Origin of the sequence: Burkholderia sp. Bp8984 (genome assembly GCF_003853755.1) — a bacterium.
In the GTDB taxonomy this organism is placed as follows: Bacteria; Pseudomonadota; Gammaproteobacteria; order Burkholderiales; family Burkholderiaceae; genus Burkholderia.
The window spans coordinates 35,075-59,392 of record NZ_QTQN01000011.1 but is presented as its reverse complement, the minus strand read 5'-3'; the positions used below and the strand labels follow the sequence as shown (position 1 = coordinate 59,392).

At 67.3% G+C, this 24,318-nt stretch carries 27 protein-coding genes and 1 riboswitch; of the genes, 14 read left to right on the top strand and 13 right to left on the bottom strand.

The genetic code is table 11. The features are described from left to right. Positions 1-44: 44 nt before the first annotated feature. Positions 45-383 (bottom strand): aldo/keto reductase, encoded by a 339-nt coding sequence (locus DID98_RS13845; protein WP_260428074.1) that lies wholly within the window; start codon positions 381-383, stop codon positions 45-47. A gap of 93 nt (positions 384-476) precedes the next feature. On the opposite strand from DID98_RS13845, the gene DID98_RS13840 reads away from it, so the two are divergent. Continuing rightward, the gene (locus DID98_RS13840; RefSeq protein WP_124570939.1) at positions 477-1,529 is read left to right on the top strand and encodes an alpha/beta fold hydrolase; all 1,053 of its coding nucleotides are present in this window, start codon (positions 477-479) and stop codon (positions 1,527-1,529) included. Positions 1,530-1,565: 36 nt separating this feature from the next. On the opposite strand, the gene DID98_RS13835 is transcribed toward DID98_RS13840, so the two are convergent. Further along, positions 1,566-2,729, bottom strand: a complete 1,164-nt coding sequence (locus DID98_RS13835) for an MFS transporter (protein ID WP_124522850.1) — start codon at positions 2,727-2,729, stop codon at positions 1,566-1,568. Positions 2,730-3,073: 344 nt separating this feature from the next. Between DID98_RS13835 and DID98_RS13830 the strand changes: the two genes are divergently transcribed. The 3 genes from DID98_RS13830 to DID98_RS13820 are packed head-to-tail and all read left to right on the top strand — an operon-like array spanning position 3,074 to position 4,898. Continuing rightward, entirely contained in the window at positions 3,074-3,718 is a 645-nt protein-coding gene (locus DID98_RS13830; protein ID WP_044844625.1) for a DUF1326 domain-containing protein, read from the top strand. Further along, the gene (locus DID98_RS13825) at positions 3,715-4,500 is read left to right on the top strand and encodes a DUF2182 domain-containing protein (protein WP_124570861.1); all 786 of its coding nucleotides are present in this window, start codon (positions 3,715-3,717) and stop codon (positions 4,498-4,500) included. The genes DID98_RS13830 and DID98_RS13825 overlap by 4 nt, the downstream gene beginning before the upstream one ends. A gap of 44 nt (positions 4,501-4,544) precedes the next feature. Continuing rightward, entirely contained in the window at positions 4,545-4,898 is a 354-nt protein-coding gene (locus DID98_RS13820) for a copper-binding protein (RefSeq protein WP_124523987.1), read from the top strand. 142 nt (positions 4,899-5,040) lie between these two features. Here DID98_RS13820 and DID98_RS13815 read toward each other — a convergent pair whose 3' ends face one another. The 3 genes from DID98_RS13815 to DID98_RS13805 all read right to left on the bottom strand — a co-directional run bounded on the left by DID98_RS13815 (position 5,041) and on the right by DID98_RS13805 (position 7,470). Next, on the bottom strand, positions 5,041-6,276 hold the full coding sequence (locus DID98_RS13815) for a sel1 repeat family protein (protein ID WP_260428071.1): 1,236 nt from the start codon (positions 6,274-6,276) through the stop codon (positions 5,041-5,043). A gap of 258 nt (positions 6,277-6,534) precedes the next feature. Next, positions 6,535-6,945 carry a VOC family protein gene (locus tag DID98_RS13810; protein ID WP_124570938.1) on the bottom strand — a complete coding sequence of 137 codons (411 nt, stop codon included), beginning with the start codon at positions 6,943-6,945 and terminating at the stop codon, positions 6,535-6,537. Between the two features lie 63 nt (positions 6,946-7,008). Beyond that, a complete protein-coding gene (locus DID98_RS13805; RefSeq protein ID WP_124484707.1) occupies positions 7,009-7,470 on the bottom strand; it encodes an Lrp/AsnC family transcriptional regulator in 462 nt (153 codons plus the stop codon). A gap of 115 nt (positions 7,471-7,585) precedes the next feature. On the opposite strand from DID98_RS13805, the gene DID98_RS13800 reads away from it, so the two are divergent. Then, a complete protein-coding gene (locus DID98_RS13800) occupies positions 7,586-8,233 on the top strand; it encodes a LysE/ArgO family amino acid transporter (protein WP_124570860.1) in 648 nt (215 codons plus the stop codon). A gap of 118 nt (positions 8,234-8,351) precedes the next feature. On the opposite strand, the gene DID98_RS13795 is transcribed toward DID98_RS13800, so the two are convergent. Then, positions 8,352-10,280, bottom strand: coding sequence for a TonB-dependent receptor domain-containing protein (locus DID98_RS13795; protein ID WP_124570859.1), 1,929 nt, complete (start codon positions 10,278-10,280; stop codon positions 8,352-8,354). A gap of 327 nt (positions 10,281-10,607) precedes the next feature. After that, a riboswitch (cobalamin riboswitch) is annotated at positions 10,608-10,801 on the bottom strand. Positions 10,802-10,911: 110 nt separating this feature from the next. After that, positions 10,912-11,958: an AraC family transcriptional regulator gene (locus DID98_RS13790; protein ID WP_124570858.1), complete on the bottom strand. Its 1,047-nt coding sequence runs from the start codon at positions 11,956-11,958 to the stop codon at positions 10,912-10,914. A 169-nt stretch (positions 11,959-12,127) separates the two neighbouring features. Here DID98_RS13790 and DID98_RS13785 point away from each other — a divergent pair, with 169 nt between their 5' ends. From DID98_RS13785 to DID98_RS13765, 5 genes are read left to right on the top strand one after another with little or no spacing between them, the layout of a single operon-like run. Beyond that, on the top strand, positions 12,128-12,472 hold the full coding sequence (locus DID98_RS13785; protein ID WP_044844617.1) for a hypothetical protein: 345 nt from the start codon (positions 12,128-12,130) through the stop codon (positions 12,470-12,472). Next, a complete protein-coding gene (locus tag DID98_RS13780; protein ID WP_124570857.1) occupies positions 12,462-13,094 on the top strand; it encodes a Dabb family protein in 633 nt (210 codons plus the stop codon). Before DID98_RS13785 ends, DID98_RS13780 begins: the two co-directional genes overlap by 11 nt. Positions 13,095-13,150: 56 nt before the next feature. Continuing rightward, positions 13,151-14,143 carry an NADP-dependent oxidoreductase gene (locus DID98_RS13775; protein WP_124570856.1) on the top strand — a complete coding sequence of 331 codons (993 nt, stop codon included), beginning with the start codon at positions 13,151-13,153 and terminating at the stop codon, positions 14,141-14,143. Positions 14,144-14,186: 43 nt separating this feature from the next. Beyond that, positions 14,187-15,062, top strand: a complete 876-nt coding sequence (locus DID98_RS13770) for an SDR family NAD(P)-dependent oxidoreductase (protein ID WP_124570855.1) — start codon at positions 14,187-14,189, stop codon at positions 15,060-15,062. Position 15,063: 1 nt separating this feature from the next. After that, the gene (locus DID98_RS13765; protein WP_124522869.1) at positions 15,064-15,888 is read left to right on the top strand and encodes an SDR family NAD(P)-dependent oxidoreductase; all 825 of its coding nucleotides are present in this window, start codon (positions 15,064-15,066) and stop codon (positions 15,886-15,888) included. Positions 15,889-15,943: 55 nt separating this feature from the next. Here DID98_RS13765 and DID98_RS13760 read toward each other — a convergent pair whose 3' ends face one another. The 4 genes from DID98_RS13760 to DID98_RS13745 all read right to left on the bottom strand — a co-directional run bounded on the left by DID98_RS13760 (position 15,944) and on the right by DID98_RS13745 (position 18,521). Further along, entirely contained in the window at positions 15,944-16,201 is a 258-nt protein-coding gene (locus tag DID98_RS13760; RefSeq protein WP_124523997.1) for a hypothetical protein, read from the bottom strand. A 131-nt stretch (positions 16,202-16,332) separates the two neighbouring features. Next, positions 16,333-17,307: a threo-3-hydroxy-L-aspartate ammonia-lyase gene (locus DID98_RS13755; protein WP_124522871.1), complete on the bottom strand. Its 975-nt coding sequence runs from the start codon at positions 17,305-17,307 to the stop codon at positions 16,333-16,335. A gap of 57 nt (positions 17,308-17,364) precedes the next feature. Continuing rightward, positions 17,365-18,003, bottom strand: a complete 639-nt coding sequence (locus DID98_RS13750) for a transcriptional regulator (RefSeq protein WP_124570854.1) — start codon at positions 18,001-18,003, stop codon at positions 17,365-17,367. Then, a complete protein-coding gene (locus tag DID98_RS13745) occupies positions 18,000-18,521 on the bottom strand; it encodes a YbaK/prolyl-tRNA synthetase associated domain-containing protein (protein ID WP_124570853.1) in 522 nt (173 codons plus the stop codon). Before DID98_RS13745 ends, DID98_RS13750 begins: the two co-directional genes overlap by 4 nt. Before the next feature lie 412 nt (positions 18,522-18,933). On the opposite strand from DID98_RS13745, the gene DID98_RS13740 reads away from it, so the two are divergent. Then, complete coding sequence (locus tag DID98_RS13740; RefSeq protein WP_124522875.1) at positions 18,934-20,520, top strand: isocitrate lyase; 1,587 nt, start codon at positions 18,934-18,936, stop codon at positions 20,518-20,520. Between the two features lie 64 nt (positions 20,521-20,584). Here the strand turns inward: DID98_RS13740 and DID98_RS13735 are convergent, their stop codons facing one another. Both DID98_RS13735 and DID98_RS13730 read right to left on the bottom strand, forming a co-directional pair. Beyond that, complete coding sequence (locus DID98_RS13735) at positions 20,585-21,301, bottom strand: EthD domain-containing protein (protein ID WP_044844608.1); 717 nt, start codon at positions 21,299-21,301, stop codon at positions 20,585-20,587. Positions 21,302-21,352: 51 nt separating this feature from the next. Then, the gene (locus tag DID98_RS13730; RefSeq protein ID WP_124524005.1) at positions 21,353-21,874 is read right to left on the bottom strand and encodes a nuclear transport factor 2 family protein; all 522 of its coding nucleotides are present in this window, start codon (positions 21,872-21,874) and stop codon (positions 21,353-21,355) included. A gap of 218 nt (positions 21,875-22,092) precedes the next feature. On the opposite strand from DID98_RS13730, the gene DID98_RS13725 reads away from it, so the two are divergent. From DID98_RS13725 to DID98_RS13715, 3 genes are read left to right on the top strand one after another with little or no spacing between them, the layout of a single operon-like run. After that, the gene (locus DID98_RS13725; RefSeq protein WP_124570852.1) at positions 22,093-22,593 is read left to right on the top strand and encodes a nuclear transport factor 2 family protein; all 501 of its coding nucleotides are present in this window, start codon (positions 22,093-22,095) and stop codon (positions 22,591-22,593) included. A 57-nt stretch (positions 22,594-22,650) separates the two neighbouring features. After that, complete coding sequence (locus DID98_RS13720) at positions 22,651-23,517, top strand: SDR family NAD(P)-dependent oxidoreductase (protein ID WP_124570851.1); 867 nt, start codon at positions 22,651-22,653, stop codon at positions 23,515-23,517. 9 nt (positions 23,518-23,526) lie between these two features. Continuing rightward, a complete protein-coding gene (locus DID98_RS13715; protein WP_124570850.1) occupies positions 23,527-24,282 on the top strand; it encodes an SDR family NAD(P)-dependent oxidoreductase in 756 nt (251 codons plus the stop codon). The last annotated feature ends 36 nt before the right edge of the window (positions 24,283-24,318 follow it).

Here is a 24,318-nt window from a genome sequence, read left to right as displayed (position 1 = left end):
CCGAGGGCTGCGGATGCGCCGCGTGAGGCGGCGCGTTTTCGCCGTCAATGCCCGACGGCTGCCATCATTCGCGCCGAATGGCGTTCGCCTGTCGCCGCACCGACCGGTGCGGGCTCGTCCAGCGCTGCCAGTTCGCCGGACGAGAGATCGATGTCCGACACGGCAACGTTTTCTTCAAGATCTGCGATACGCCGGAAACCCGGAATGGGCACCATGTTGCGGCTCGACGTCCACGCGATGGCAACTTGCGAAGGCGTGACACCCTTCGGCGCCGCGATTGCGGCGATTCGGTCGACCCGACCAGCCGACCAGCCGATGGCGGCACGCGCGACCGAGGCGCATACAGACCGATTCAGGCAATGCGTCCTATTGCCGTCTTTCAATCCGCCTTGCAAGCCGTTTCCTATCGACTAACATTTTCCGGTAGCGTCTGTTTTGCGGTTTGTCGGTCAGTCCCACTGAAACGGGAGATAAAAATGCCAGAAGAAATCGACCCGCGCCGGCGTGGCTTTGCGCGCTTGGCAGCCGGTGCGCTTGTTGCAGCGCAGTTCGAGATGCTGCAATCCGCTTACGCACAAAATGCGCCGTCGGCAACACCGCCGCTGCCACCGATCAAGCCTGGAAGCCATCCGTCGTTCACGACGATCAAGCAGATCAAGGCCGGGTTGCTCAATGTCGGTTATGCGGAAGCGGGCCCGGCCGATGGGCCGCCGGTCATGCTGCTGCACGGCTGGCCATACGACATCCACAGCTTCGTCGACGTCGCCCCGGCGCTCGGCGCGCAGGGGTATCGGGTGATCGTCCCGTACCTGCGGGGCTACGGCTCGACCACCTTCCTGTCGGACCAGACGATGCGTAACGCGCAGCCGACGGCCGTTGCACTCGACATCATCGCGCTGATGGATGCGCTGGACATCCGGTCGGCCCTGTTCGGTGCATTCGACTGGGGCGCGCGAACCGCCGATATCATTGCCGTGCTGTGGCCGGAGCGTTGCAAGGGGCTGGTATCGGTGAGCGGCTATCTGATCGGCAGTCAGAGCGCGGGAAAAATGCCGCTGCCGCCCGCCGGCGAGTTCCAGTGGTGGTATCAGTTCTATTTCGCGACCGACCGCGGCCGCGACGGCTACGAGAAGTACACCGAAGATTTCGTCAAGTTCATCTGGAAGCAGGCGTCGCCGAAATGGAACTTCGACGACGCGACCTTCGCGCGAAGCGCGCCGGCTTTCCGAAACCCGGATCACGTCGCCATTACGATCCACAATTACCGGTGGCGGCAGGGGCTTGCGGCGGGCGAGGCGAAGTACGACGAATACGAGCAGCGGCTTGCATCCGCGCCGCCGATCACGGTTCCGAGCATCACGATGGAAGGCGACGCGAACGGGGCGTTTCACGTGCCGCCGGCCGTCTATCGGGCGAAGTTCACCGGTAAGTACGAGCATCGCACGATCACCGGCGGTATCGGCCACAATCTGCCGCAGGAGGCGCCGCAGGCATTCGCCCAGGCGGTGGTCGACGTCGGGCGGTTCTGACCGACAGGCCGCGCGGCGGTTCGTCCCGCCACTGCGTCATTGCGTGCGCACCGGCTCCGGCCGGTCGCGCAGGATCGCGAGCGACAGTGCCGCCAGCCCGCAGCTGGCGATGAGCATCAGCAACGCGCCCTTGCCGGCATGCACCATCACCCAGCCGCCGAGCGACGGAAACCCGAACGCGCCGATGAAATACGACGCGACGAACCAGGTCAGCACGCCATGCCGTTGCGCGTCCGGGCAATCGTTGACCGCCTGTGCCTGGATCACCGGATACATGAGGCCGTAGCCGGCGCCCAGCAGGACGGCCGCGACGGACTGCAGCGATGCGTGCGCGGCAGCGCCGAACATCGCGAGCGCGCCGAGCAGCATCAACATGAGCAGGCCCTTGGTCGCCGTTTCGGGGCGCGCCATCCTGACCCATCTCCCGAGCAGCCAGCGCGCGCTCACCACCGTCATCGTATAAACGCTGAAGAATGTGCCGGGCCGCGCCTGCGTGCCCTGCATGAGCGACATCTGGAACGTCATCAGGCCGGAGAACACGCAGGTGCCGAGCGCGATCATCGCGATCGGCGCGGCCGCCCGCGTGCGCGAGATCGTGCGCAGCTCGCGCACCCACCGGCCGCCGGCGACGGGGGCGGACGGACGCGGGCTCAGGCGGCCGAATGCTTCCAGCATCAGCGACGCGAGCGCGCACAGCGCGCCGACCGCGTAAAGCGTGTCGTCGATCGACCAGTGGAGCATGCGCATCGCATAGGAGGCAAACGCCGGGGATGCGCCGATTCCGGTCATCTGGAACGTCGCCGATCGAAAGAACCAGGTGCCGCGCTCCGCACCGCTGGTACGCTCGGCCAGCGACATCGGCGCGGCCAGGTGAAACGCGCCCCAGCCGAAGCCGACCAGGAAGCCGGACGGCAGGTCCGCATAGGGCGCGCGCCCGACGAGCGCGAAGCCGACGATGCCGGCGCCGATGCACAGTGACGACAGCGCGGCGATCCGTGTGGTGCCGATCTGCTGCGAGAACCAGCCGACGAACGACAAGCCGGCGAACGTGCCGACCGTCGCCGCGGCCAGTGCCGCGCCGGTATCGAGATCGCTGCCGCCGATCGCGCGAAAGCGCATCGACAGCAGGAAGGTTGCACCGTAGCCGCCCGCGGTGAGCAGGGTGCCGACGAGAAACAGCAACGCACTTTGAACGCGCATGACGGCTATCCGGGGCGACGGCGACGGTCGGGGTGAATCGGCGATTGCGAGACAGTATGAACCAGGACCGATGCGGGATGCCCGCATTCGTGATGCTGCATGCGTGCCGTCGGCTTTTGTCCGACATGGCTCGAACACGCTCGTCCGAGCGCGCCGTTGCGCATCGAAAGGCCTGCATCGGCGGGGCTGCACGACGAGGTTGAATGCGTCGGGCCGGCACCGTTGCGCGCCGCGCGGCGCCTGGTTTTTTTCGACGCACGAGGCACCCGCGCGCACTTTGATTTCCCCTGTCCGCTGCACTAGATTCGAAACATTACGTGCCAGCGACTGCGCGAGGTGAAGCCATGACGCCGTGGGAGATCCAGGGAACCGAACTGATGAACTGCAATTGCTCATACGGTTGCCCCTGCCAGTTCAATTCGTTGCCGACGCACGGCAACTGCGAAGCGATGGGTGCGATTTCGATCGACAGCGGCCACTACGGCGACGTGGTGCTCGACGGTGTCCGGATCGCGGTCGTGTTCCAGTGGCCCGGGCCGATTCACGAAGGCCACGGCCGGTGCCAGCCGATCGTCGACGAGCGTGCGAGTCCCGCGCAGTGCGAAGCCGTGCTGAAGATCATGACCGGTCAGGACACCGATCCGTTCGCGACGATGTTTTCCGTGTTCGCATCGACGCTCGAGCAGGCCTACGAGCCGATCTTCGCGAAGATCGATTTCGACGTCGATGTCGATGCGCGGCGCGGCCGGATCAGCATCGACGGCGTGCTCGACATCGTCGGCGAGCCGATCCGCAATCCGGTGACGGGCGCCGAACATCGCGTGCGGATCGACCTGCCGCACGGCTTCGAATACGAGCTGGCCGAGATCGGATCCGGCACCGGCCGGTCGCACGGCCACATCCAGCTGGATCTCGAGCGGAGCTACGCGCAGTTCGCACGGCTGCACCTGAACAACCACGGGCTGATCCGGCATCGCGTCGCGGCATGATCCCCGTCGGCGAGCTGCTCGGACGCGAGCGCGTCGTCACGCTGCTCGGCATGACCGCGCTCGTCGGCGCGTGCTGGGCCTACCTGTGGACGGGGGCCGGCACCGGCATGTCGGCGCTGGACATGACGGCGGTCGCGCTGTTCCCGCATCGGCTGGCCGACGGCATGGGCGCCATGGATCCGTCGCTGGCGACCGTGATCCTGATGTGGTGGGTGATGATGATCGCGATGATGACGCCCGGCGCGGCGCCGGTCGTGCTGCTGTACCGGCGCGTGCTGCGGCATCACGATCGGGGCGATGCCGGGTTCATGTCGACGTGCCTGTTGGCCGGTTATCTTGCCGTATGGCTCGCGTTCTCGGTCGGCGCGGCCGTGCTGCAGATGCTGCTGCAGCCTGCCGGCCTGATCTCCGGGATGATGCTGTGGTCGAAGAGCGCCGTGCTGTCCGCGATCGTCCTCGCGCTGGCCGGCGTCTATCAGTTCTCGCCGCTGAAACAGGCCTGCCTGCGGCAATGCCGGTCGCCGGTGCGGTTTCTCGCGACATACTGGCGCCCGGGCATCACGGGCAGCTTCCTGCTCGGCGCGCGCCACGGCGCATATTGCGTGGGCTGCTGCTGGCTGCTGATGGCGCTGCTGTTCGTCGGCGGCGTGATGAACGTCGTGTGGATCGTCGCGTTGTCGCTGTTCGTGCTGGTCGAAAAGGTGCTGCCGGGCGGCGAGCGGGTCGGCCGGGCGCTAGGTGTCGTGCTGATCGGGTGGGCGGTCGCGACGTTGCTGGTGTAGGGGGTGCGTTCCATGCGTTGCCCGCTGCAGCCGGGAGTCGGTTGATGAAGATTCGAAATATTGCCGTCGCCGTCCTCTGCGCGATGAACGTCGTCGCGACACCGGCGTATTCAGCCGGCAGCATGTCCGACATGAACATGGACATGGGCGACTCGAAGACGTCGGCGCCGGATGCCGCGCTGACCAACGCCGAAGTGAAACGGATCGATGCCGAGCACGGCATGGTGACGCTGAAGCACGGCGCGCTCCAGAACGTCGGGATGTCGCCGATGACGATGGCATTCAAGGCCGGCGACCCGGCGATGATCGCGTCACTGCACGTGGGCGACAAGGTCAAGGTCCGGGTCGAGCGCGTGAACGGTGCGCTGACGATCGTGAAGCTCGAGAAGCAGCGGTGAAGTTTGCCGCGCGTGATGGCAGGCGAGACGGGCCAAACCCGAACGCTTCGATCTGCATGCGGCACATCGTGCCCGGGAACGATCGCAGGTACGGCGCGTGAGGGGGGGCGTCCGGCGAGCATTCCGGGGAACGGTAGTCCTGTCAATCATGGCGTTGCGGGGGCAGGGCATAGGCTTCGCCAAGGTAGTGCCACTGCACCTGCTCAGCGGCCAGCCAGTCGAATGACGGTGCGCCGAAGCGTTCCCCGATTTGATAGCGCTCCGCAATGTTACGGCGGGCGGGGATCAGCTCGGCTTTGGAGGCAGAGGGTGAGCCATACAGCGCGAGCCAATAGCCATCGCGTGGTACTGGATTGTCACCCGTGACAACCATCGTGCTATGTTCTCGTGCCGCCACGGCATACCCGTCCGGGATGAATTCCCGGCCTTGCTGCGCCACACTCTTCTGCGGCTTGGGGGGCGGTGTCACGGCCTTTGCGCCGTCGATCAGCGTCTGTGCTTTACCATCCCATTTCGGCAACGGGGCGGGTGGCAGCGGGAGTACCTTGTCGAGATTCGGCAGTTTCAGGCGACCCTGATAGAACTCGAGCGCATCCCCGAGCTTGCTGTAACGTTCCGCACGTGCTTTGTCGATATGCCCGACCAGGTTGGTTCCATCGGTAAGGTCCATTCCATCGAATTCGGTGAAAAGCTTATTTGCGCATTCAGCGGAACCTAGCTTGACCCCTTGATGAAGAACATGAAGCGCACGCAGCTTCGCTTCAGCAGTTTGCGGTCTCGCGTAGACGTGTCCTAACTCTTTCGCAGCAGTTCCATATCCCTGCGCGAGGGCACATTCCAGCATTTGCGTCGCGATAGGCAAATTTCCCCAGAATTCACCACCGGGGTCGTCATATGCAGCATCTGTCTTTGTTCCAATGAACGTTTGTGCGGACGGGCTGCCCATATCAGCCGCGCGCTGGAAGAAGGCATAGGCGCTGGTCGCATCGCCACCTTTAATCAGCCCGTTCTGATGGTAGACCCCCATCATGTCGTAGGCGTCAGGCACACCCAGTTTCATCGCTTTTTCCACCCAGCGGATAGCGGCTTCAGGATCATGGGTTGGTACGCCCTGACGATCGCTCAATATCAGTGAGGCGATATTGAGCATGGCCTTCCAGTGATTGCGCTCGGCAGCCTGCGAGTAGAGTTGGTAAATCTTCGGGTAATCACGCTTATCGTAGTCAATGTTCGGATCATCAAGCGCCAGCGCCTGCTGAAACCACAATTCAGCCTGGGGGTCGACAGGCGGTACGTGTTGGGCCTGATACACGCACGCGAAGGATTTGCGATGAGGGCTGAATAACGGCAGTTTCTCGTAACGGGGCAGGTCGGACATGGAGGTACTCAGCTGGCTGGTCTGGGCTGAAAAAGGGCTGGCTTGCGAATTGACGGCCAGCAAGCAGAGGCTGGCGAATAGAAATCGCAGAACGAGGGTGATCAGTTTCGCGTTGGATCGATTCATCTCAAGTAAGGGCCGATGTGTCTGACGTCGATGGAATGGTCGCGAAAGCGCCAGTTTCCGCCGCGAGGTACGCGGAAACCGCATGCGTGACGATGTTCAGGAAAGCCGCAGCGTCGATCGATGTGCTGAGCACTAATACCGTTTGTCACCGGAATCTCCGCCGACTTCCGCAAAATTCAACTCGACGCCGTTCCCGGCCGGATCGGTGAAAAAGATCTGCAGCTGGCTCGTGACCGGCACGTACCGGCGCGCGTACCGGACCTGCGCGTCGACAAGACGCCGCTCCATGTCCGCGGCGTTCGCGCACGAAAACGCCACATGGTCGAACGTATTGACGACGTGCGCCGGCCGCGCCTCGCCGGGTCGAGCTTCCGACAGGTGGAGAATCGCCTGCGCCCCGGCGTAGAGCCAGTAGCCGCTGCTCTGGAACGGCGGTCGATACCCGGGTTCGAGGCCTACGACGTTCACGTAAAAGTCGCACAGCGTATCGAGCGTGGCCCGATCCGCGCGGAGGTTGTAATGATCGAATCCGATGACTGGCATGGCAGGTTGTCCGGTTCGCGCAAGCGGCGCATGGCACAGCATCGCGCAGCGCGGGGCATCCTGTCACCCCCGAACGCCTTTGACCGCCGCGGCCGGACGCGCGAGCCCGCGTGCCGGCAGCGGCGTCGACATCACGATCGACGTGCGCGTTTCGCCATACAGGTTGATGCGCTCGATCAGCTGTTCGAGATGCGCCATGCTGACGGCGACGAACCGCATCACGTAGGAATCCGCGCCGGTCACGTGATGGCACTCGACCACTTCGGGAATGGTCTCCAGCAGCTTCAGGAATTTCGCCTTCGCCGGCTGCGGCACCGTGATGCCGATCAGCGCGCTCACCGGGTAGCCGGCCGCGGCCGGATTGACCCGCGCCGTATAGCCGTCGATCACGCCGCCCGATTCGAGGCGCTTCACGCGTTCCGTGACCGCCGGCACCGACAGGTGAACCTGGCGTGCCAGATCCGTGTAGCTGATGCGGCCGTTGGCCTGCAGCAGCGCGAGTATTTTCCAGTCGAGTTCGTCCATCGCGGCGGAGTTTTTAAGGTGAAGCGGCTATTTTTCCTTAAAAACCGCCTTCAGCGGCGACCGGAGTTTCCCTACGATGACGGTTCAACGCATTGCATGTCGCGAGGAGCCGGCCATGCTGTTCATCAAGTCCGTCGTAATGGGATTGTCGATCGCGGTGCCGGTCGGCCCGATCGGCATGCTGTGCATCCAGCGCAGCCTGAGCCGCGGCTTTCACGCGGGGTTCGCGACGGGCATCGGCGCCGCGTGCGCCGATGCGATCTACGGGCTGCTCGGCGCGCTGGGTGTCGCCGGCATCGTCACCGCGTTCCCGATGCTGACCGTCGCGCTGAAAATCGGCGGCGGCGCGTTCCTCGTGTGGCTGGCGTGGTCGATCGCGCGGCAGGCGCCGGCGGCGTCGACCGCATCGGCGGCGGTTCGAGACCTGCCGCGCACGACCGTGCTGCGCGATTTCCTGACGACTTTCGGCCTCACGCTGTCGAACCCGATGACGATCCTGTCGTTCGTCGGGATCTTCGCGGCGCTCGGCCCGCTGGCGGGCACGCATGAAGGCGCGATGGGGGCGACCGTGGCGCTGATGGTTGTCGGCGTGTTCCTGGGTTCCGCGACGTGGTGGCTGTGCCTCAGCAGCGCGACCGCCGCGCTGCGCACGAAGATGTCGCTGACGTTCATGCACGGGCTATCGCGCATGTCGGCCGTCGTGATCGCCGCGTTCGGCGCGATCCAGTTGATCGCGGGCGTGCGGGGCGTCGCAGGGGCGTGACGCGTAGCGCGGTGCGAGCGAACGCGATCTTGCGCTCGCGGCCGACGACATCCGGCACCCGTACACCCGTCGGCATCGCCACCCGCGCACCTGGGTGCCGATGCACCGACCACCCCGCTCAGAACGTATAGCTGACCTTGCCGAACGCCGTGCGGCCGAGCGTGTTGTAGCCGTACGCGGTCATGTACTGACGGTCGAACAGGTTCGACAGCGTGGCGGACACCGTCAGGTGCGCGTTGATCCTGTACGACGCGCGCAGGTTCACGCTCAGGTACGACGGCAGGTACGTCGTGTTGGCCGGATCGTCGAACGTCGTGCCGCCGTAGCTCAGCGACGCGCCCGTGCTCAGCGCGTGCAGATGGAATTCGTCCCACGTGTGGTCGACGTTCACGCTGACGGTCTGGCGCGGCCGGCGGTTGAGCCAGCTGTCGTTGGTCTCGTCCTGCGGATTCAGGATCCCGATCGCGACGCTGACCGGCGTATAGCGGCCGATCGTGCCCTTGTACGACAGGTCGATGCCGCGGATATGCGCACGGCCGATGTTGATCGGCGAGAACGTCGCGGGGTTGTACGCGATCAGGTTGCTGACGCGCGTGTCGTAGATCGCGGCGCTGAACGTGCCGTACGCGGTGTTCGCGTCGAGCGCGGCCTCGACCGAATCGCTGCGTTCCGGGCTCAGGTCCGGATTGCCGTAGCCCGGGTAGTACAGGTCGTTGAACGACGGCAGGCGGAACGCATTGCCGTACGACACGCGCGCCGTATAGACCGGCGTAATGGCCCACGACAGCGCGGCGTTGCCGGTGTTCACGGCCTTCCCGGCAATGATCTCGTGGCGGCCCGCGACGAACATCGTCACGCTGCCGAGCGTCGCCGACTGATGCAGCGAGAACGCGGAATCGTTGCGCGTCGGCACGCCGTCCGGCACGTCGACCGGCAGGAACGCCTGTTCGCGCGTGAAGTCGTACGCCACCTTCATCTCGCCCGACAGCGGCAGGCCGAACAGATGGAAGCCGTGCGCCTGATGGGTCAGCGACGTCGACGAGCTGATGCGCTGCGAGTTGATCTGGTCGGTCGGGATGGCCGGGTCGCTCGCGTACAGGAACTGGCGATCGTTCGCATAACCGAACGACTGGTCGAACTGCGTGTCGGGCGTGACGTCGAGATGGAACGCGAGGCCGGTCGTCAGCTGATGATCGAGCTCGCGGTTCGCAAAGCCGGCGTTGTCATAGGACAGGTCGGAGCGGTGGTACAGCGCGAACGTCGAGATCGACCAGTTGTCGCGCGCATAGCCGAGGCGCGCATCGAGGTCCTGCGCGTGATACGGATTGCGGCCGTCTTCGTGGTAGGGCAACACGGGCCGCGTTGCGTCGATGCCCGCCGTGTTGTAGTCGTGCAGGCCGAGCGTGTAGGTGAGGCCACCCAGCGCGGCGAGCGGCCCCGTCGACGGCACGGTGCCCGACGTGCGCAACTGCGTGTCGAAGGTCTTGTTCGAGCCGCCGCCGAACGACACGGTGGTCTGGTTCGGCTGGCCGGCGGCGCGGCGCGTGAACAGCTGCACGACGCCACCCATCGCGTTCGCGCCGAACGACGCGGCGGCCGGCCCCGAGATCACCTCGACGCGCTCGAACGCTTCGGTCGGCAGGTCGGCCCACGGCGCGATGCCGGTGGTCGGCGAGCCGATCCGGATGCCGTCGATGAACACCGCGACCTGGCTGGCCGACGAGCCGCGGATGCTGACCGACGCCGACGAACCCGGGCCGCCGTTCTGCGAGACGGTCACGCCAGGCAGCGTCGCGAGCGCCTGCGTGATGCTCGGGTCGCTCGGCGACAGCCGGTCGAGATCGGCGCGCGTGAGCACCTGCGTCGTCGCATAGCGCTGGTCGAACGACTCGGGCAGATGCCGCGTGTCGGTCACGCTGATCGTCGGCAGGTCGGCGCCTTCGGCGGGTTGGGGCGGCTGCGCGGGCGGCATGTCGCCGGCGGCGTGGGCGATCGGGGAGAGCAGCGCCGTGGCGGCGGACGTGGCGAGAAGGTGGCGAAGATTCATGAGGCAGCGAGCGTGATCGTGTTGCGGGTACGGCGAGCGTAAGCGGGTGGCGGCGGGTACCGCCTGGTTGTCGTTGGTCTATCGCGGGACCGGGCAGCGTGGGCGGCATTCACGCGCGTCGTCACGACACGTGCCGCACGACACGGCACGGCACACGCGTGCGGACACGCCGCGCGGACTGGCCGCGCAACGGCACGACGCTTCCGGCGTGGAAGCGGAGGCGGAAAGATCGGACATCCGAAGGGTCCTGAGGTCGGGCCGTCCATGCAACGGGGCGACCGCCAAAGGCGGTGCTGGCGCATCGGGACACCCCGCCCGGTGCGGCTGCTTGGACCTCGGGTCGATGGCAGGTCTCCTGGCTCGCGGGTCGCGATTCGCACCGGCCTTCCCGGTTTCCCAGTGGCATGGGGTGGTGCGGATTCGCCGCTCACAGTTGCGGGGGCAGCCGCAGATTCGAGGCACGGCCTCTCCTGCGTTCCCTTTTGATCCCGTTCCCGGGAACCATCAGCGCGCAAGCGTAATGGCGAGCGCGCCGGCGCGTCAATTATCGAAGTGCGCAGGGATGCGAAAAAACGTCAGTGTTCGCCGGATGCTTTCGAAATCATTTCAATAGGAGGCTTCGCGCCGCGTTTCATGTCTGACGAAACGCACCGCCGGCGGCGCTGCAATTGCGCCGGAACCGGCTCGGCGCGATGCCCGTCCATCGCACGAACGCCCGCCGAAACGCTTCTTCGCCACCGAACCCGAGATGCGCGGCGATCCGCGCGACCGGCCAGTCCGACTCGCGCAGGCAGCGCCGCGCGACGTCGGCGAGGCACTGTTCGCGCAATGCGTGATAGCCGCTGCCTTCGGCCGCCAGCCGCCGCCGCAACGTCGCTTCGCTGACGCCGAGCCATGTCGCCAGCGCCGCGAGCGCGGGCAGCGCCTGTTCGCGCGCGAGCGCCGCATCGAGAAAGCCGCGCACCTGCTGAGCCCATGACACGACGGCCGGCGCGGCATCGATCAGCCGAAACGGAAAATCGACGAGAAACGCGGCCAGCTCCCCCGGCTGGCGGATCACGCGCGCATCGAGCCGCACCGCGTCGAACGCGAAGCCGTAGGTCTGGCGGCCGACGTCGACCGGCGCGTTGAACAGCCCGAGCAGCGGCATTGCGTCTTCGCGGCGCGGATGGCCGAGCCAGACTTCGTCCGGCCGCAGCGGCTGCCCGATCAGCCAGCCGAACAGTTGCAGATAGCAGAACAGCCCCGTCAGGTCGACGAGGCACGCGGCGGGGTTGCGCGTGCGGCGCAGCGAATCCATCCGGAACGTCGCGCGTCCGTCGCGCGCCGCGAGCGACAGCGCGCCGGCGCGCGGCGTCAGCATCTCGCAGAACTCGGCGGCGCAGCGGATCGCGTCGGCGAGCGTCGCGCAACTGAGCAGGCACCGGCACATCAGGTCGACTTCCTGCTTGCGCATCGGCGGATGGCCGTCGCCGCGCGCGACCTGCGCCTCGAGCCGCTCGATCGCGTCGCGGTACAGCGCGACGAAGCCGCCGGGTGTCGTCGTCGACGCAGCAGCAACGGCCGTCGGCGCAGGCCGTTGCGCCGGCGGCACGCCGCTGCGCGCCAGTTCATCGAGCAGACGGGCACCGAGGCCCGGCAGCACGCGGCCGCGTGCCGGCAATGCGCGCTGTTTCATATGTCTCCCGGTTTGAGCGTCCTGACAGGGGCCGGTGAGCGCGCCGGTAGGGGTTCGCCGGCCGCCGCCACGCAAGAATGCTACTCACGCCGGCCGCTTCCGGCCTCGCCGGAACGGCGTAGGCGGCCGGCATCGCATCCCGCCACGAACCACCCGAGACGACCCGCGAATGATCCAGATCGTAGACGAAATCACCCTCGCGCCCGAGCGCATTCCCGACGTTCTCGCGCTGCTGCGCGACCGCTATTTGCCGGGCCACGCGGCACGCGGACTGACGGCGGCCGGCCGCTGGGTGTCGCCGCCCGTCGCGGTGCCGGGGCAGCCGAGCACGCTGTGGCTGACGTGGCAGGTCGCCGATGCGCCGTCGTACTACCGGATGCGCGCGTTGACCGACGGCGACGTGGTTGCGTTCTGGATGGCCGTCGACGCACTGTGCGACGCCCGCCGCCGCCATGTGATGACGGATGCCGATGCACCGCTGCCGGCCCTGACGGAGGTCGACCATGCGGCATGACACGGCCCAGATTTTCGTTTCGGCGACCGGCGATGCCGGCGCATTCGAACGCGCGTTGCGCGATGCCGCGCAGGCGCTGCCGGGCGCGACCCGCGTCGCGCTCGCGCGCAATCTCGACGGCTGCTGGGGCGCGGGCGACTACACGCTCGACGTGCTGCGCGACGAACGGGCGACCCGCCACGCGACGGATTTCGCCGCGCTGGCCGGCCTGCCGGGCGTTGTGCGGATCGACGGTGCGGCGTGTCATGCGATCGGCGGCGGCCTGCGCGAACCGGCGCTGCGCGACGGCGTATGGCGCACGCTGATGCTGCGCGTGCGGCCCACGGCCGGCGAAGCGCAGGTGGGCGATCTCGAGCGCGAACTGCTGCGCATGCCGGCATTCATGCCCGGCATCCGCAACTGGCGACTGAGCCGAATCGTGACGCCGGGCATGTGGACCCACGTCTGGCAACAGGAATTCGCGCACGTCGGCGATCTGCTCGGCGAATACCTGCTGCATCCGTATCACTGGGGCTGGGTCGACCGCCGCTTCGACGCCGAAAGCCCCGACTGGACGGTCGAGGCGATCTCGCACGCGTTCTGTCCGCTCGCGTCGAGCCTGCTGGCCGACACGGCGGCGTGACGCGCGACGCGCACGCGACCCGCCGCAATGCAAACGACAACACCGGAGACACCACCATGCGAGCCTTGCTGATCGACCGCGTCGGCCATTCCGACGCGCTGCGACTGGCCGACGTTCCCGCCCCGAAGCCGGGCCCCGGCGACGTGCTGATCCGCGTCGCGTACGCGGGCGTCAATCCCGCCGACTGGAAATGCCGCGAAGGCTATCTCGGCGCGTTCATGCAAATGACGTTCCCATTCGTGATCGGTTTCGACGCGGCCGGTGTGGTGGAGGCGGTCGGCGACGGCGTCGAAGGTGTCGCGCCCGGGATGCGCGTGTTCGCGCAGACCGACGTCGGCGCGGGGCGCTGGGGCGCGTATGCGGAATACGTCGCGGTGCGGCACGACTCGGTCGTGCGCCTGCCCGACGCGGTCGGCTTCGCGGAAGCGGCCGCCACGCCGACGCCCGCGCTGGCCGCATGGGCCGGCCTGTTCGACGACGGTGGGCTGCGGGCCGGGCAGACCGTGCTCGTGCACGGCGGCGCGGGCGCGGTCGGCACCTTCGCGATCCAGCTTGCCGCCCAGGCGGGCGCACGCGTCGCGGCGACGTGCTCGGCGCGCAACCGCCCGAGCGTCGAAGCGCTCGGCGCGGCGGCGAGCATCGACTATCGCGCGCAGGACATCGCGACGGCCGTGCGGGCGTGGGCGCCCGGCGGCGTCGATCTCGTGCTCGATGCGGTCGGCGGCGACACGCTGCCCGCCGCACTCGACCTGCTGGCGCCGGGCGGCACGCTCGTGACCATCATGACGCTCGCGCCCGGCGATGCGCAGCGGCTGGCCGCGACGGGCGCGGAGGCCGCGCGGCGCGGGCTGCGCACCGCGATGACCTACAGCCGGATGCCGAGCGGCGCCACGCTTTCATCGATCGCCGAGCGGCTCGGCATGCGCACGCTGCGCGTGCCGCGCTTCGACAGTTTTCCGCTCGAACAGGCGGCGCGCGCGCTCGACCTCGTTCAAACGGGCGACGCGAAAACCAAGTTCGTGCTGCACGTTGCGGATATCGCGGGCTGACGCATAACGGCCCCGACACACCATCATCTACACCGGAGACATCATGACCGACCACCGAACCGCGACGCTCGCGGGCAAATGCGCGCTCGTGACGGGCGCGAGCCGCGGCATCGGCCGCGCGATCGCGCAGCGCCTCGCAGCCGAAGGCGCGACCGTCGTCGTGACGGCGCGCAGCCTCACGCACTCGGCGACGACCGCCGGCACGCTCGCCGAAACGGTCGCGCTGATCGAGCAGGCCGGCGGCCGCGCGATCGCGCTCGCGGCCGACCTGTCGAAGCCGGCCGAGCGCGATGCGCTCGTCGCGCGCGCGGCCGAGGCGGCCGGCGGCCTCGACATCCTCGTGAACAACGCGGGCGTGGCCGACTACGCGTGCGTCGACGCGATGCCGATGACGATGTTCGACGCGACGATCGAACACTATCTGCGCATCCCGTTCGCACTGAGCCAGGCCGCGATTCCGCTGATGCGCGCGCGCGGCGCCGGCTGGATCGTGAACGTCGGCTCGGTCACCGCGCTCGCGCCGCTGCGGCCGTTCGACGACTTCGCGCGTGCGGGCGGCGCGACCGTCTATGCGGCGGTCAAGGCCGCGCTGTCGCGTTTCACGCAGGGGCTCGCAGCCGAACTCGAAGCCGACGGCATCGCGGTGAACCTGGTCGCGCCGAGCACCGCGATCCGCACGCCGGGCGCGGCCCGCTATATCCCCGAAGGCTATCCGACCGAGGACGTCGCGTATCTGGCGGAAACCGCGCTCGCGCTGTGCAGCCTGCCGGCGCGCGAGCGCACGGGCCTCGTCACGCACAGCCTGCATTTTCCGATGTCGCAGGGGCTCGCGGTGCGCTCGCTCGACGGCCGCACGCCGTTGCCGCCGCCCGAGATTCCGGCGTACGCGCATCCCCATATCGACCCGGCAGGACTGTGACATGACGAACCCGATTCGCTTCGACGGCGGCACCGCCGTGATCACCGGCGCGGCCAGCGGCATCGGCAGCGGGCTCGCGCGCCACGCGGCCGCGCTCGGGATGCGCGTGGTGCTGGCCGACCTCGACCCGGCGAAGCTCGACGCATTCGCCGCGACGCTCGACACCGACGTGCTGTGCGTGCCGACCGACGTGAGCCGCCCGGAAGCCGTCGACGCGCTGGCCGACGCCGCCTGGCGGCGCTTCGGCGGCGTCGACCTGCTGTTCAACAACGCGGGCGTGATGGCGACCGGCTTCAGCTGGGAAATCACGCCGGAGCGCTTCGAGCGCAGCGTCGCGATCAACGTGCACGGCGTGATGAACGGGATCCGCAGCTTCGTGCCGCGCATGCTCGAGCGCAACGTGCCGGCGCGCGTCGTCAATACCGCGTCGGTCGGCGGGTTCCTGCCGAGCCCGCTGATGTCGCCTTACTCGGCGACGAAATTCGCGGTGGTCGCGCTGACCGAATCGCTGTACGGCGAACTGAAGATGCTCGGCGCGCCGGTCGGCGTGTCGCTGCTCGCGCCGGGCCCGGTGCAGACGGGCATCTTCAACGACCCGTTCGGCGCCGCGCACGACCGGCCCGAAGTACAGGGCTTCGTCGATACGATGCGCGCGATGCTGAACGCGCACGGGCTCACGCCCGACGTGTTCGCGGCGCGCGCGTTCGACGGCATTCGCGACGGGCGCTACTGGCTGATTCCGCAGCCGGAGACGCTCGACGGCGCGCTGCAGCGGCGCACCGCGGACATCCTCGCCGCGCGCGATCCGTCGCTGCCGTCGTTGTGATGGCGTGACGCGGGCCGGCCGACCGACGCGGCCGGCTCACGCAGCGTGACCCGCGTTACATATGCATGCCGCCGTGCGTGCGGCCGCTCGGGTCGCCGCCGCGATCGGGCGGCGTATTGTTCTGATCGATCTTCGCGAGCACGAAGCCGGCATGCGGCAGCGCGGCGGGCGAACGGTGGGCTGCCTGCGCGACCGAGGCGTGCGGTGCGTGCAGCAGCGTGGCGGGAAAACCGGATGACGTCACGCCCGGTTGAGCGAACGCCGAAAGGGATGCTGCCGCGAGGGCGGCGGCGACGATCGCGTGCGTGTTCATGGTGACTCCTTCTTCACGACTGACTGCGGGACAACGCATTCAGTCTAGGGCGCGAAACTTAACGCGGCGTGAAGGAGCGGCGGCGCGTGGATGACAGGATGTTCATGCGGTCATCCGCGCGACGCGACGCATTACGCGGAGGCGGATACCAGCGCGCAGAAGTTCTCGAGATCGACGTTGCCGCCGCTGATCACGATGCCGACGCGCTTGCCTTGCAGTTCGTCCTTCATCCGGCGCGCGGCCGCGAACGACAGGCAGCCGGTCGGCTCGACGACAATCTTCATACGGGTCGCGAAGAAGCGCATGCAGTCGACCAGCTCCGCGTCGGTCGCGGTCAGGATGTCGTCGACGTCGCGCCGCAGGATCGGGAACGTCAGGTTGCCGAGGTGCTGCGTCTGCGCGCCGTCGGCGATCGTGCGCGGCGTGTCGATATGGACGATCGACCCGGACCGGAACGATTGCTGGCCGTCGTTGCCGGCTTCCGGCTCGACGCCGTACAGCTTCGCGTGCGGCGACAGCGCGCGCGTCGCGAGCGCCGTGCCCGACAGCAGGCCGCCGCCGCCGAGCGGCGTGAAGACCGCGTCGAGCGGCCCGACTTCGTCGAACAGTTCCTTCGCCGCCGTGCCCTGGCCCGCGATCACGTCCGCGTGGTCGTAGGGCGGCACCAGCGTGAGCCCGTGCTTTTCGGCGAGTTCGCGGCCGATCTGCTCGCGGTCCTCGGTATAGCGGTCGTAGGTCACGACGTTGCCGCCGTAGCCGCGCGTCGCGGCCATCTTCGCGGCCGGCGCGTCCTGCGGCATCACGATCGTCGCGGGGATGCCGAGGATGCGCGCCGACAGCGCGATCGCCTGCGCATGGTTGCCGGACGAGAACGCGACGACGCCGTGGCGCCGCTGCGTCGCGTCGAAGCGCGACAACGCGTTGAACGCGCCGCGGAACTTGAACGCGCCCATGCGCTGCAGGTTCTCGCACTTGAAGAACACCTGCGCGCCGAGCGCTTCGTCGATCGTGCGCGACGTCATCACGGGCGTGCGGTGCGCGTGGCCATCGAGCCGCGACGCGGCGGCCGCGACATCGTCGTAGGTGGGGAGGGTCGGAGTGTTCATGAGTCGCTCGTCGGAAGAGTCAGTCAACAGGTAAGCGGGGCGCGCCGCGGGCACGCGTCATTTCGCATCGTTGTATACAGTGGCGCGCGACACGCCGAGGTGCTGCGCGACGATTTCCATCGCGCGGCGCACCTCGAGGAAGCCGTCCGCCTTCAGCGCCTGCATCAGCTCGCGGCGCTGGTCGGTCTTCAGCTCGCGCGGCGTGGTCGCGAGGCGCGTCGCGAACGCATCGATGCGCTGCCGGATCGCGTCCGCGCCGGCCGGGTCGAGCGTTTCGGCGACCGGCGCGCCTTCGGTGCTGCAGAACTGGTTCAGCATCCCCTGGAAGCCGCGGAACAGCGTGACGTCCGCGTTCAGGCACAGCGCGGCCACATAGCGGCCGCCCGAGTCCTTGATGCCGATCGACGTGCTTTTCGCGGTGCGGCCGTCGGCGAAGCGGTTCGCGTAGTTCGCGAGCACCTGCGGGAAGTCGTCGTCCGCGATGCGGGCGAGCCCGAGTTCGGTCGCCGGATCGCCGATCGCGCGGCCCGACAGGTTGTTGTGGATCGCGAGGATCGCGTGCTCCGGCGTGCGCAGGTCGTGCACGACGACTTCGGTGAACGGCGCGAACATCGCGCCGAGCCCTTCGGCGATGCGCAGCACCTGCTCGATCAGCGACGCCTGTTCCGACTGCGGCCTGGGGCGGGGCGTGGTCATGCGCCGGCCTCGAGCACGGGCGCGCCGGTCGTTTCCGGCCGCGTGATGTCGGCCAGCAGCGGGCGGGCGATCCGCACGTAGTCGGACGCGTCGAGCACGACCGAGCGGTCGAGGCGGCCCGCGTTGAACGCGATTTCGTCGTTGAGCTCGATCAGGGCAGGGTCGACGACGAGCGCCACGTTCGCGTCGAACACGAACGGCGGCACGGCGCCCATCACGCAGCGCGTGACCGCGGCGGCGAGTTCGGGCGGCGCGAGCGTCGCCTTGCGGCGGCCGACCGCGTCGGCGACCTTGCGGAAGTCGATCTTCAGGTGGCCGGGGATCACCGCGAGCGCAGTGGCGTCGCCGCCGTCCTTGAACGTGCAGAGCATCGCTTTCGCGCCCTGTTCGGGACGCGTGCCGCGAAGCGCGGCGATCGCGTCGGATTTGCCTTCGGCCGGGTGATCGAGCACGCGGAACCGCGCGCCCGAGGTGTTCAGCAGTTCGCACAGCGCGTCGAAGACGGGGTAGTCGCTCATGGGGTTCCAGGCAGGAGGGCGCGCATCGCGGTACGCGGGAACGGCGCCTGTCGGTTCGCCGTCGATGGATTGTCCAAGTATAGACGTTTTGTCATGTCGGTGGCAAAAGCGCGAAACATGAATCGCCGAGCCTGTCCTCCCACCAACTGCCGAAAGGCCGTTTCATATCGCGGAATGTGCGCCGAATTCCGGCCGCGTCATCTTCCCGCCGCTTGAAAACCTGTTTTGCATCGCAAAACGCGTTGCTTATCTCATTGAAAAACAAGCAGAATTTATATCTTATGTCTTATATAAGAGTTGCTCGACAGTGCGTCGTGCGGCGTTACCATTGAGTCCATGCAGTTCGCTTCGTCACACGGAGCGGGCACGCTGAACCCTTTACTCAAATGCGCTTCGTTCCCAGGAGATTGACATGTCCCAATATCAAGACGACATCAAGGCAGTGGCTGGCTTGAAGGAAAACCACGGCAGCGCGTGGAACGCCATCAGCCCCGAGTATGCGGCCCGCATGCGTGCCCAGAACAAGTTCAAGACGGGGCTCGACATCGCGAAGTACACCGCGAAGATCATGCGCGCCGACATGGCCGCGTACGACGCCGACCCGGCCAAGTACACGCAGTCGCTGGGTTGCTGGCACGGCTTCATCGGCCAGCAGAAGATGATCTCCATTAAGAAGCACTTCAACAGCACCGAACGCCGTTACCTGTACCTGTCGGGCTGGATGGTCGCCGCGCTGCGCTCGGAGTTCGGCCCGCTGCCGGACCAGTCGATGCACGAAAAGACCTCGGTCAGCGCGCTGATCCGCGAGCTGTACACGTTCCTGCGCCAGGCCGATGCACGTGAACTCGGCGGCCTGTTCCGCGAGCTCGATGCTGCGAAGGACGCCGCAGCCAAGGCCGCGATCCAGGAAAAGATCGACAACCACGTGACGCACGTCGTGCCGATCATCGCCGACATCGACGCCGGTTTCGGCAACGCGGAAGCGACCTACCTGCTGGCCAAGCAGTTCATCGAAGCGGGCGCGTGCTGCATCCAGATCGAGAACCAGGTGTCCGACGAGAAGCAGTGCGGCCACCAGGACGGCAAGGTCACGGTGCCGCACGAGGACTTCCTCGCGAAGATCCGCGCGATCCGCTACGCGTTCCTGGAGCTGGGCGTGGACGACGGCATCATCGTCGCCCGTACCGACTCGCTCGGCGCCGGCCTGACCAAGCAGATCGCCGTGACCAACACGCCGGGCGACCTGGGCGACCAGTACAACGCGTTCCTCGACTGCGAGGAACTGTCGGCCGACCAGCTGGGCAACGGTGACGTCGTCATCAAGCGCGACGGCAAGCTGCTGCGTCCGAAGCGCCTGCCGAGCAACCTGTTCCAGTTCCGCGCCGGCACGGGCGAAGCACGCTGCGTGCTCGACTGCATCACGTCGCTGCAGAACGGCGCCGACCTGCTGTGGATCGAAACCGAAAAGCCGCACATCGCGCAGATCGGCGGCATGGTCAGCGAAATCCGCAAGGTCATCCCGAACGCGAAGCTGGTGTACAACAACAGCCCGTCGTTCAACTGGACGCTGAACTTCCGTCAGCAGGCATATGACGCGCTGAAGGCCGCGGGCAAGGACGTGTCGGCATACGACCGCGCGCAGCTGATGAGCGTCGAGTACGACGAGACCGAACTGGCCAAGCTCGCCGACGAGAAGATCCGCACGTTCCAGGCCGATGCATCGCGCGAAGCCGGCATCTTCCATCACCTGATCACGCTGCCGACGTACCACACGGCCGCGCTGTCGACCGACAACCTCGCGAAGGAATACTTCGGCGACCAGGGCATGCTCGGTTACGTGGCCGGCGTGCAGCGCAAGGAAATTCGCCAGGGCATCGCGTGCGTCAAGCACCAGAACATGTCCGGCTCGGATATCGGCGACGACCACAAGGAATACTTCAGCGGCGAAGCAGCGCTGAAGGCGGCGGGCAAGGACAACACGATGAACCAGTTCTCGTAATCGTCATACCCGCGGCACGACGCCAACCCGTTCATGACGGGTTGGCGTTTTTTTTATCCGCGTTTTATCCGCGCACCGCCTTCACGACGTACTGGCTCGTCGGCACCACGTCGATCTTGTCGAAGTCGATGAAGCGTCCGCAGCTGTCCATCATCTCCGCGACGTTGCGCTGGAATTTCTCCTCGTCGCCGACCGCATCGAAGAACGCGTACGGATCGGTCATCGCCGCGGCCGGGAAGCACTCCTCGACGATCGCGTCGTAGCCGGGCGCCGCATGCGTGAGCGCGCGCACGACCACGTTCTGAACGTACAGGAAGTTATCCTGAGTATCGATCGCGACGCGCGTGTGATGGCCGTGCCACACATCGAGCCACGCTTCGTGCGTGAGGCGCGGCGGGCGCTTCAGGAACGCGAGCTGAGAGAAGCCGCTGGTGCGCTCGCCGGGCCGCGCCGGAAAGCGCGTGTTCGGAATCGGCTGCGATTCGGTGACCAGATACGCGGCCATGTGCGGGACGGCCGCGCGCACCGCGTCGTCGAACGGCTGGCGGAACATCGGGTTCGCACTGTCGATCCATACCGCGACGATGCCGTCGATGCCCGGGTGCGTGTTGGTCTGCTTGAGGCCGGCGGCCGGCGCGACGTCGGCGTCGGCGACGTTCACCTGCACGCCGTGCGCGCCGAGCGACAGCAGCTTGTCGGCGAGCTGCGCGCGCACGCTGCGGCTCCACGGCTCGGGCGCGGCCTGCGCGTCGCGCCACAACACGTAAATGACTTTCTCCATTGCTCCGGCTCCAGGGGGGAATGACGGGATCGGCGGCGCTGCCGCCGGGTTTCAGGAAGCGTTGACGGCCGAATCGGCCGGGCGCGTTGCGTCGTGCGCGTGCGGCGCGAAGCGGTTCGCGGTCAGCGTGAACGACGGCGGAATCGGCGACGTGACGGTTTCGAACAGGCGCTCGTGACGCGTCGCGTGAATGCGCCACACACCGTCGTGCTTCACGTACTGGTCGTCGTAGAACGCGGTGCCGTGCACCAGGTAGTCATCCTCGAGATTGATCGCGTGATCCTCGAGAAACCACACGCCGCACGCGTGACCGGCGGACACCAGCGTGAGCTCGGGATGATGGCCGTGATGCATCGTCAGGAAGGTCGGCTTGCCGATCAGCGCACGCAGGCTCGACACGAATGCGTCGCGGCCGTCGTACGCATAGCGGCCGCCTTGCAGGCGCACCTCGCAATCCTCGGTCACGCATTGTTCGAGCAACGCCCAGTCGTGCGTGTCGATCGCGCGGAAATACCGGTACTTCAGCTGGCGGATCTGCTCGTACTCGTAGAGCGTGCGGGTCGTCTCGTCCATCGCCGTGTCTCGTGGTGGTGTCGTCCGATCTTAGGAACGAAGCCACTCATGTCACATCGTCTGTTCGGACGAACGCCGGGACGGCCGCGACTGCCGCATTCACCGCCGTCGATACGAACCCTCGGTTTCATCCAAACAGGTGATGGCCGGCCATTCGTGCGGCTGTAACGTGGCGTCGACGCGGCTTCGATCCGCGCACACGAGACCAAGGAGACGGCATGACCCCGATCGAACGAATGGAAGTGCGCGTGCGCAGGCTCGAGGACGCCGACGCTATCCGCCAGCTGAAGGCCCGCTACTTCACGTGCTGCGACCGGAAGGATCCGCAAGGGATGCGCGATTGTTTCGCGCCCGGCACCGTGCACATCGACTATGGCCGGATCGGCACGTTCGAGCATCGCGACGCGCTCGTCGACGTGTTCGAGCGGCTCGGCTGCCACCCGCACATCGTCGAGATGCACCACGGCGTGAATCCGCACATCACCGTGCTCGACGACACGCATGCGCGCGGCACGTGGGGGCTGCATTACCAGATGCTCGACACCGATGCGCGCACGCTCACGCAGCTCGGCGCGACCTACGACGACGAATACCGGAAGGTCGACGGCGAATGGAAAATCGCGGCCACGCGCTGCGTCGTCACGTCGACGCTGTCGGCCCGCTACGACGGCGATCCGCCTGGCGTGCTGTTCGCCGGCGCGCAGCCGCCTGCCGCATAACGAAACGACGCGCGCTCCCCGCGCCGGTCGAGAACATTCCCCCAGGAGACATCGAACATGACACAGAACCACGAGGCGCCGGTCGCCGTCGTGACGGGCGCGTCGCGCGGCGCAGGCAAGGGCATCGCGCGCGCGCTCGGTGCGGCCGGCATGACCGTCTACGTGACGGGCCGCTCGCAGAACGAAGGCGATGCGCCGCTGCCCGGCACGATCCACGAGACCGCGCGCGAGATCGACGCGCTCGGCGGCCGCGGGATCGCGGTCGCGTGCGACCACGCGGACGACGCGCAGGTGAAGGCGCTGTTCGAGCGTGTCGAACGGGAAAGCGGGCGGCTCGACATCCTCGTCAACAACGCGACGTACCTGCACGACCAGCTGATCCTGCCGGGCCCGTTCTGGGAGAAGTCGCTCGACCTCGTGAACATCCTCGACGTCGGGCTGCGTTCGGCCTATGTCGCGAGCTGGCATGCCGCGCCGCTGATGGCGAAGCGCCGCAGCGGGCTGATCGCGTTCACGTCGTCGTTCGGCGCGAGCTGCTACATGCACGGCGCCGCGTACGGCGCGCAGAAATCCGGTGTCGACAAGTTCGCGAAGGACATGGCGGTCGACCTGAAGCCGTTCGACGTCGCGGCCGTGTCGATCTGGATGGGGCCGCTGCGCACCGAGCGCACGACGCGCGTGTGGGACGAGCATCCGGACCTCTACAAGGAATTCTCGCTCGTCGCCGAAAGCCCCGAATTCACCGGCCGCGTGATTCACGCGATCCATGCCGATCCGCAGCGCATGGCGCTGTCCGGGCAGGTGCTGGTCGGCGCGGAAGCCGCGCTGCAGTACGGCATTTCTGATCTCGACGGCAAACAGCCGCCGTCGTATCGCGAACTGCTCGGCGGCCCCGTGCAGGCGCATCCGGCAATCGTCGCTTAAGGAGCGCGCATGGGCATGCTCAAGGGCAAGGTCGCGCTCGTGACGGGCGCGGGGCAGGGCGTCGGGCAAGGTGTCGCGCACGCGCTCGCAGCCGAAGGCGCGCAGGTGGCCGTGGTCGGCCGCACACGCGACAAGCTGGCCGCGACGTGCGATGCGATTCGCGCACGCGGCGGGGTCGCGGAGCCGTTCGTGTGCGACGTGATGGACGCCGCGCAGATCGCGCAGTGCGTCGATGCTGTGGTCGAGCGTTTTCGCGGCGTGCAGATCCTGATCAACAACGCGCAGGTCGTACCGCTCGGCCGCCTGCTCGACGTGACCGACGCGGATTTTCTCGCGGGCCTCGAATCGGGGCCGATCGCCACGCTGCGGATGATGCGCGCGTGTCATCCGCATCTGAAGGGCGATGGCGTGATCGTCAATTTCGCATCGTCGGCCGCGGTGCGCTGGGACACGTCGGGTTACGGCGCCTATGCGGCAACCAAGGAAGCGATTCGTGCGCTCACGCGTGCGGCGGCATGCGAATGGGGCGCCGACGGCATCCGCGTGAACGCGGTCGCGCCGCATGCGCTGTCGCCGGGGCTGAAGGGCTGGGTCGACGCGAACCCGGACGAGGCCGCCGCGTTCTTCCGCACGATCCCGCTCGGCCGCGTCGGCGACTGCGAGCAGGACATCGGGCGCGCGATCGTGTTTCTCGCGAGCCGTGACGCGGCCTACCTGACGGGCGCGACGCTGCCGCTCGACGGCGGGCAGGCGTACTGGGGCTGACGGCTGGCGCGGGATCGCCGCGTCGTCGTCAGCTCG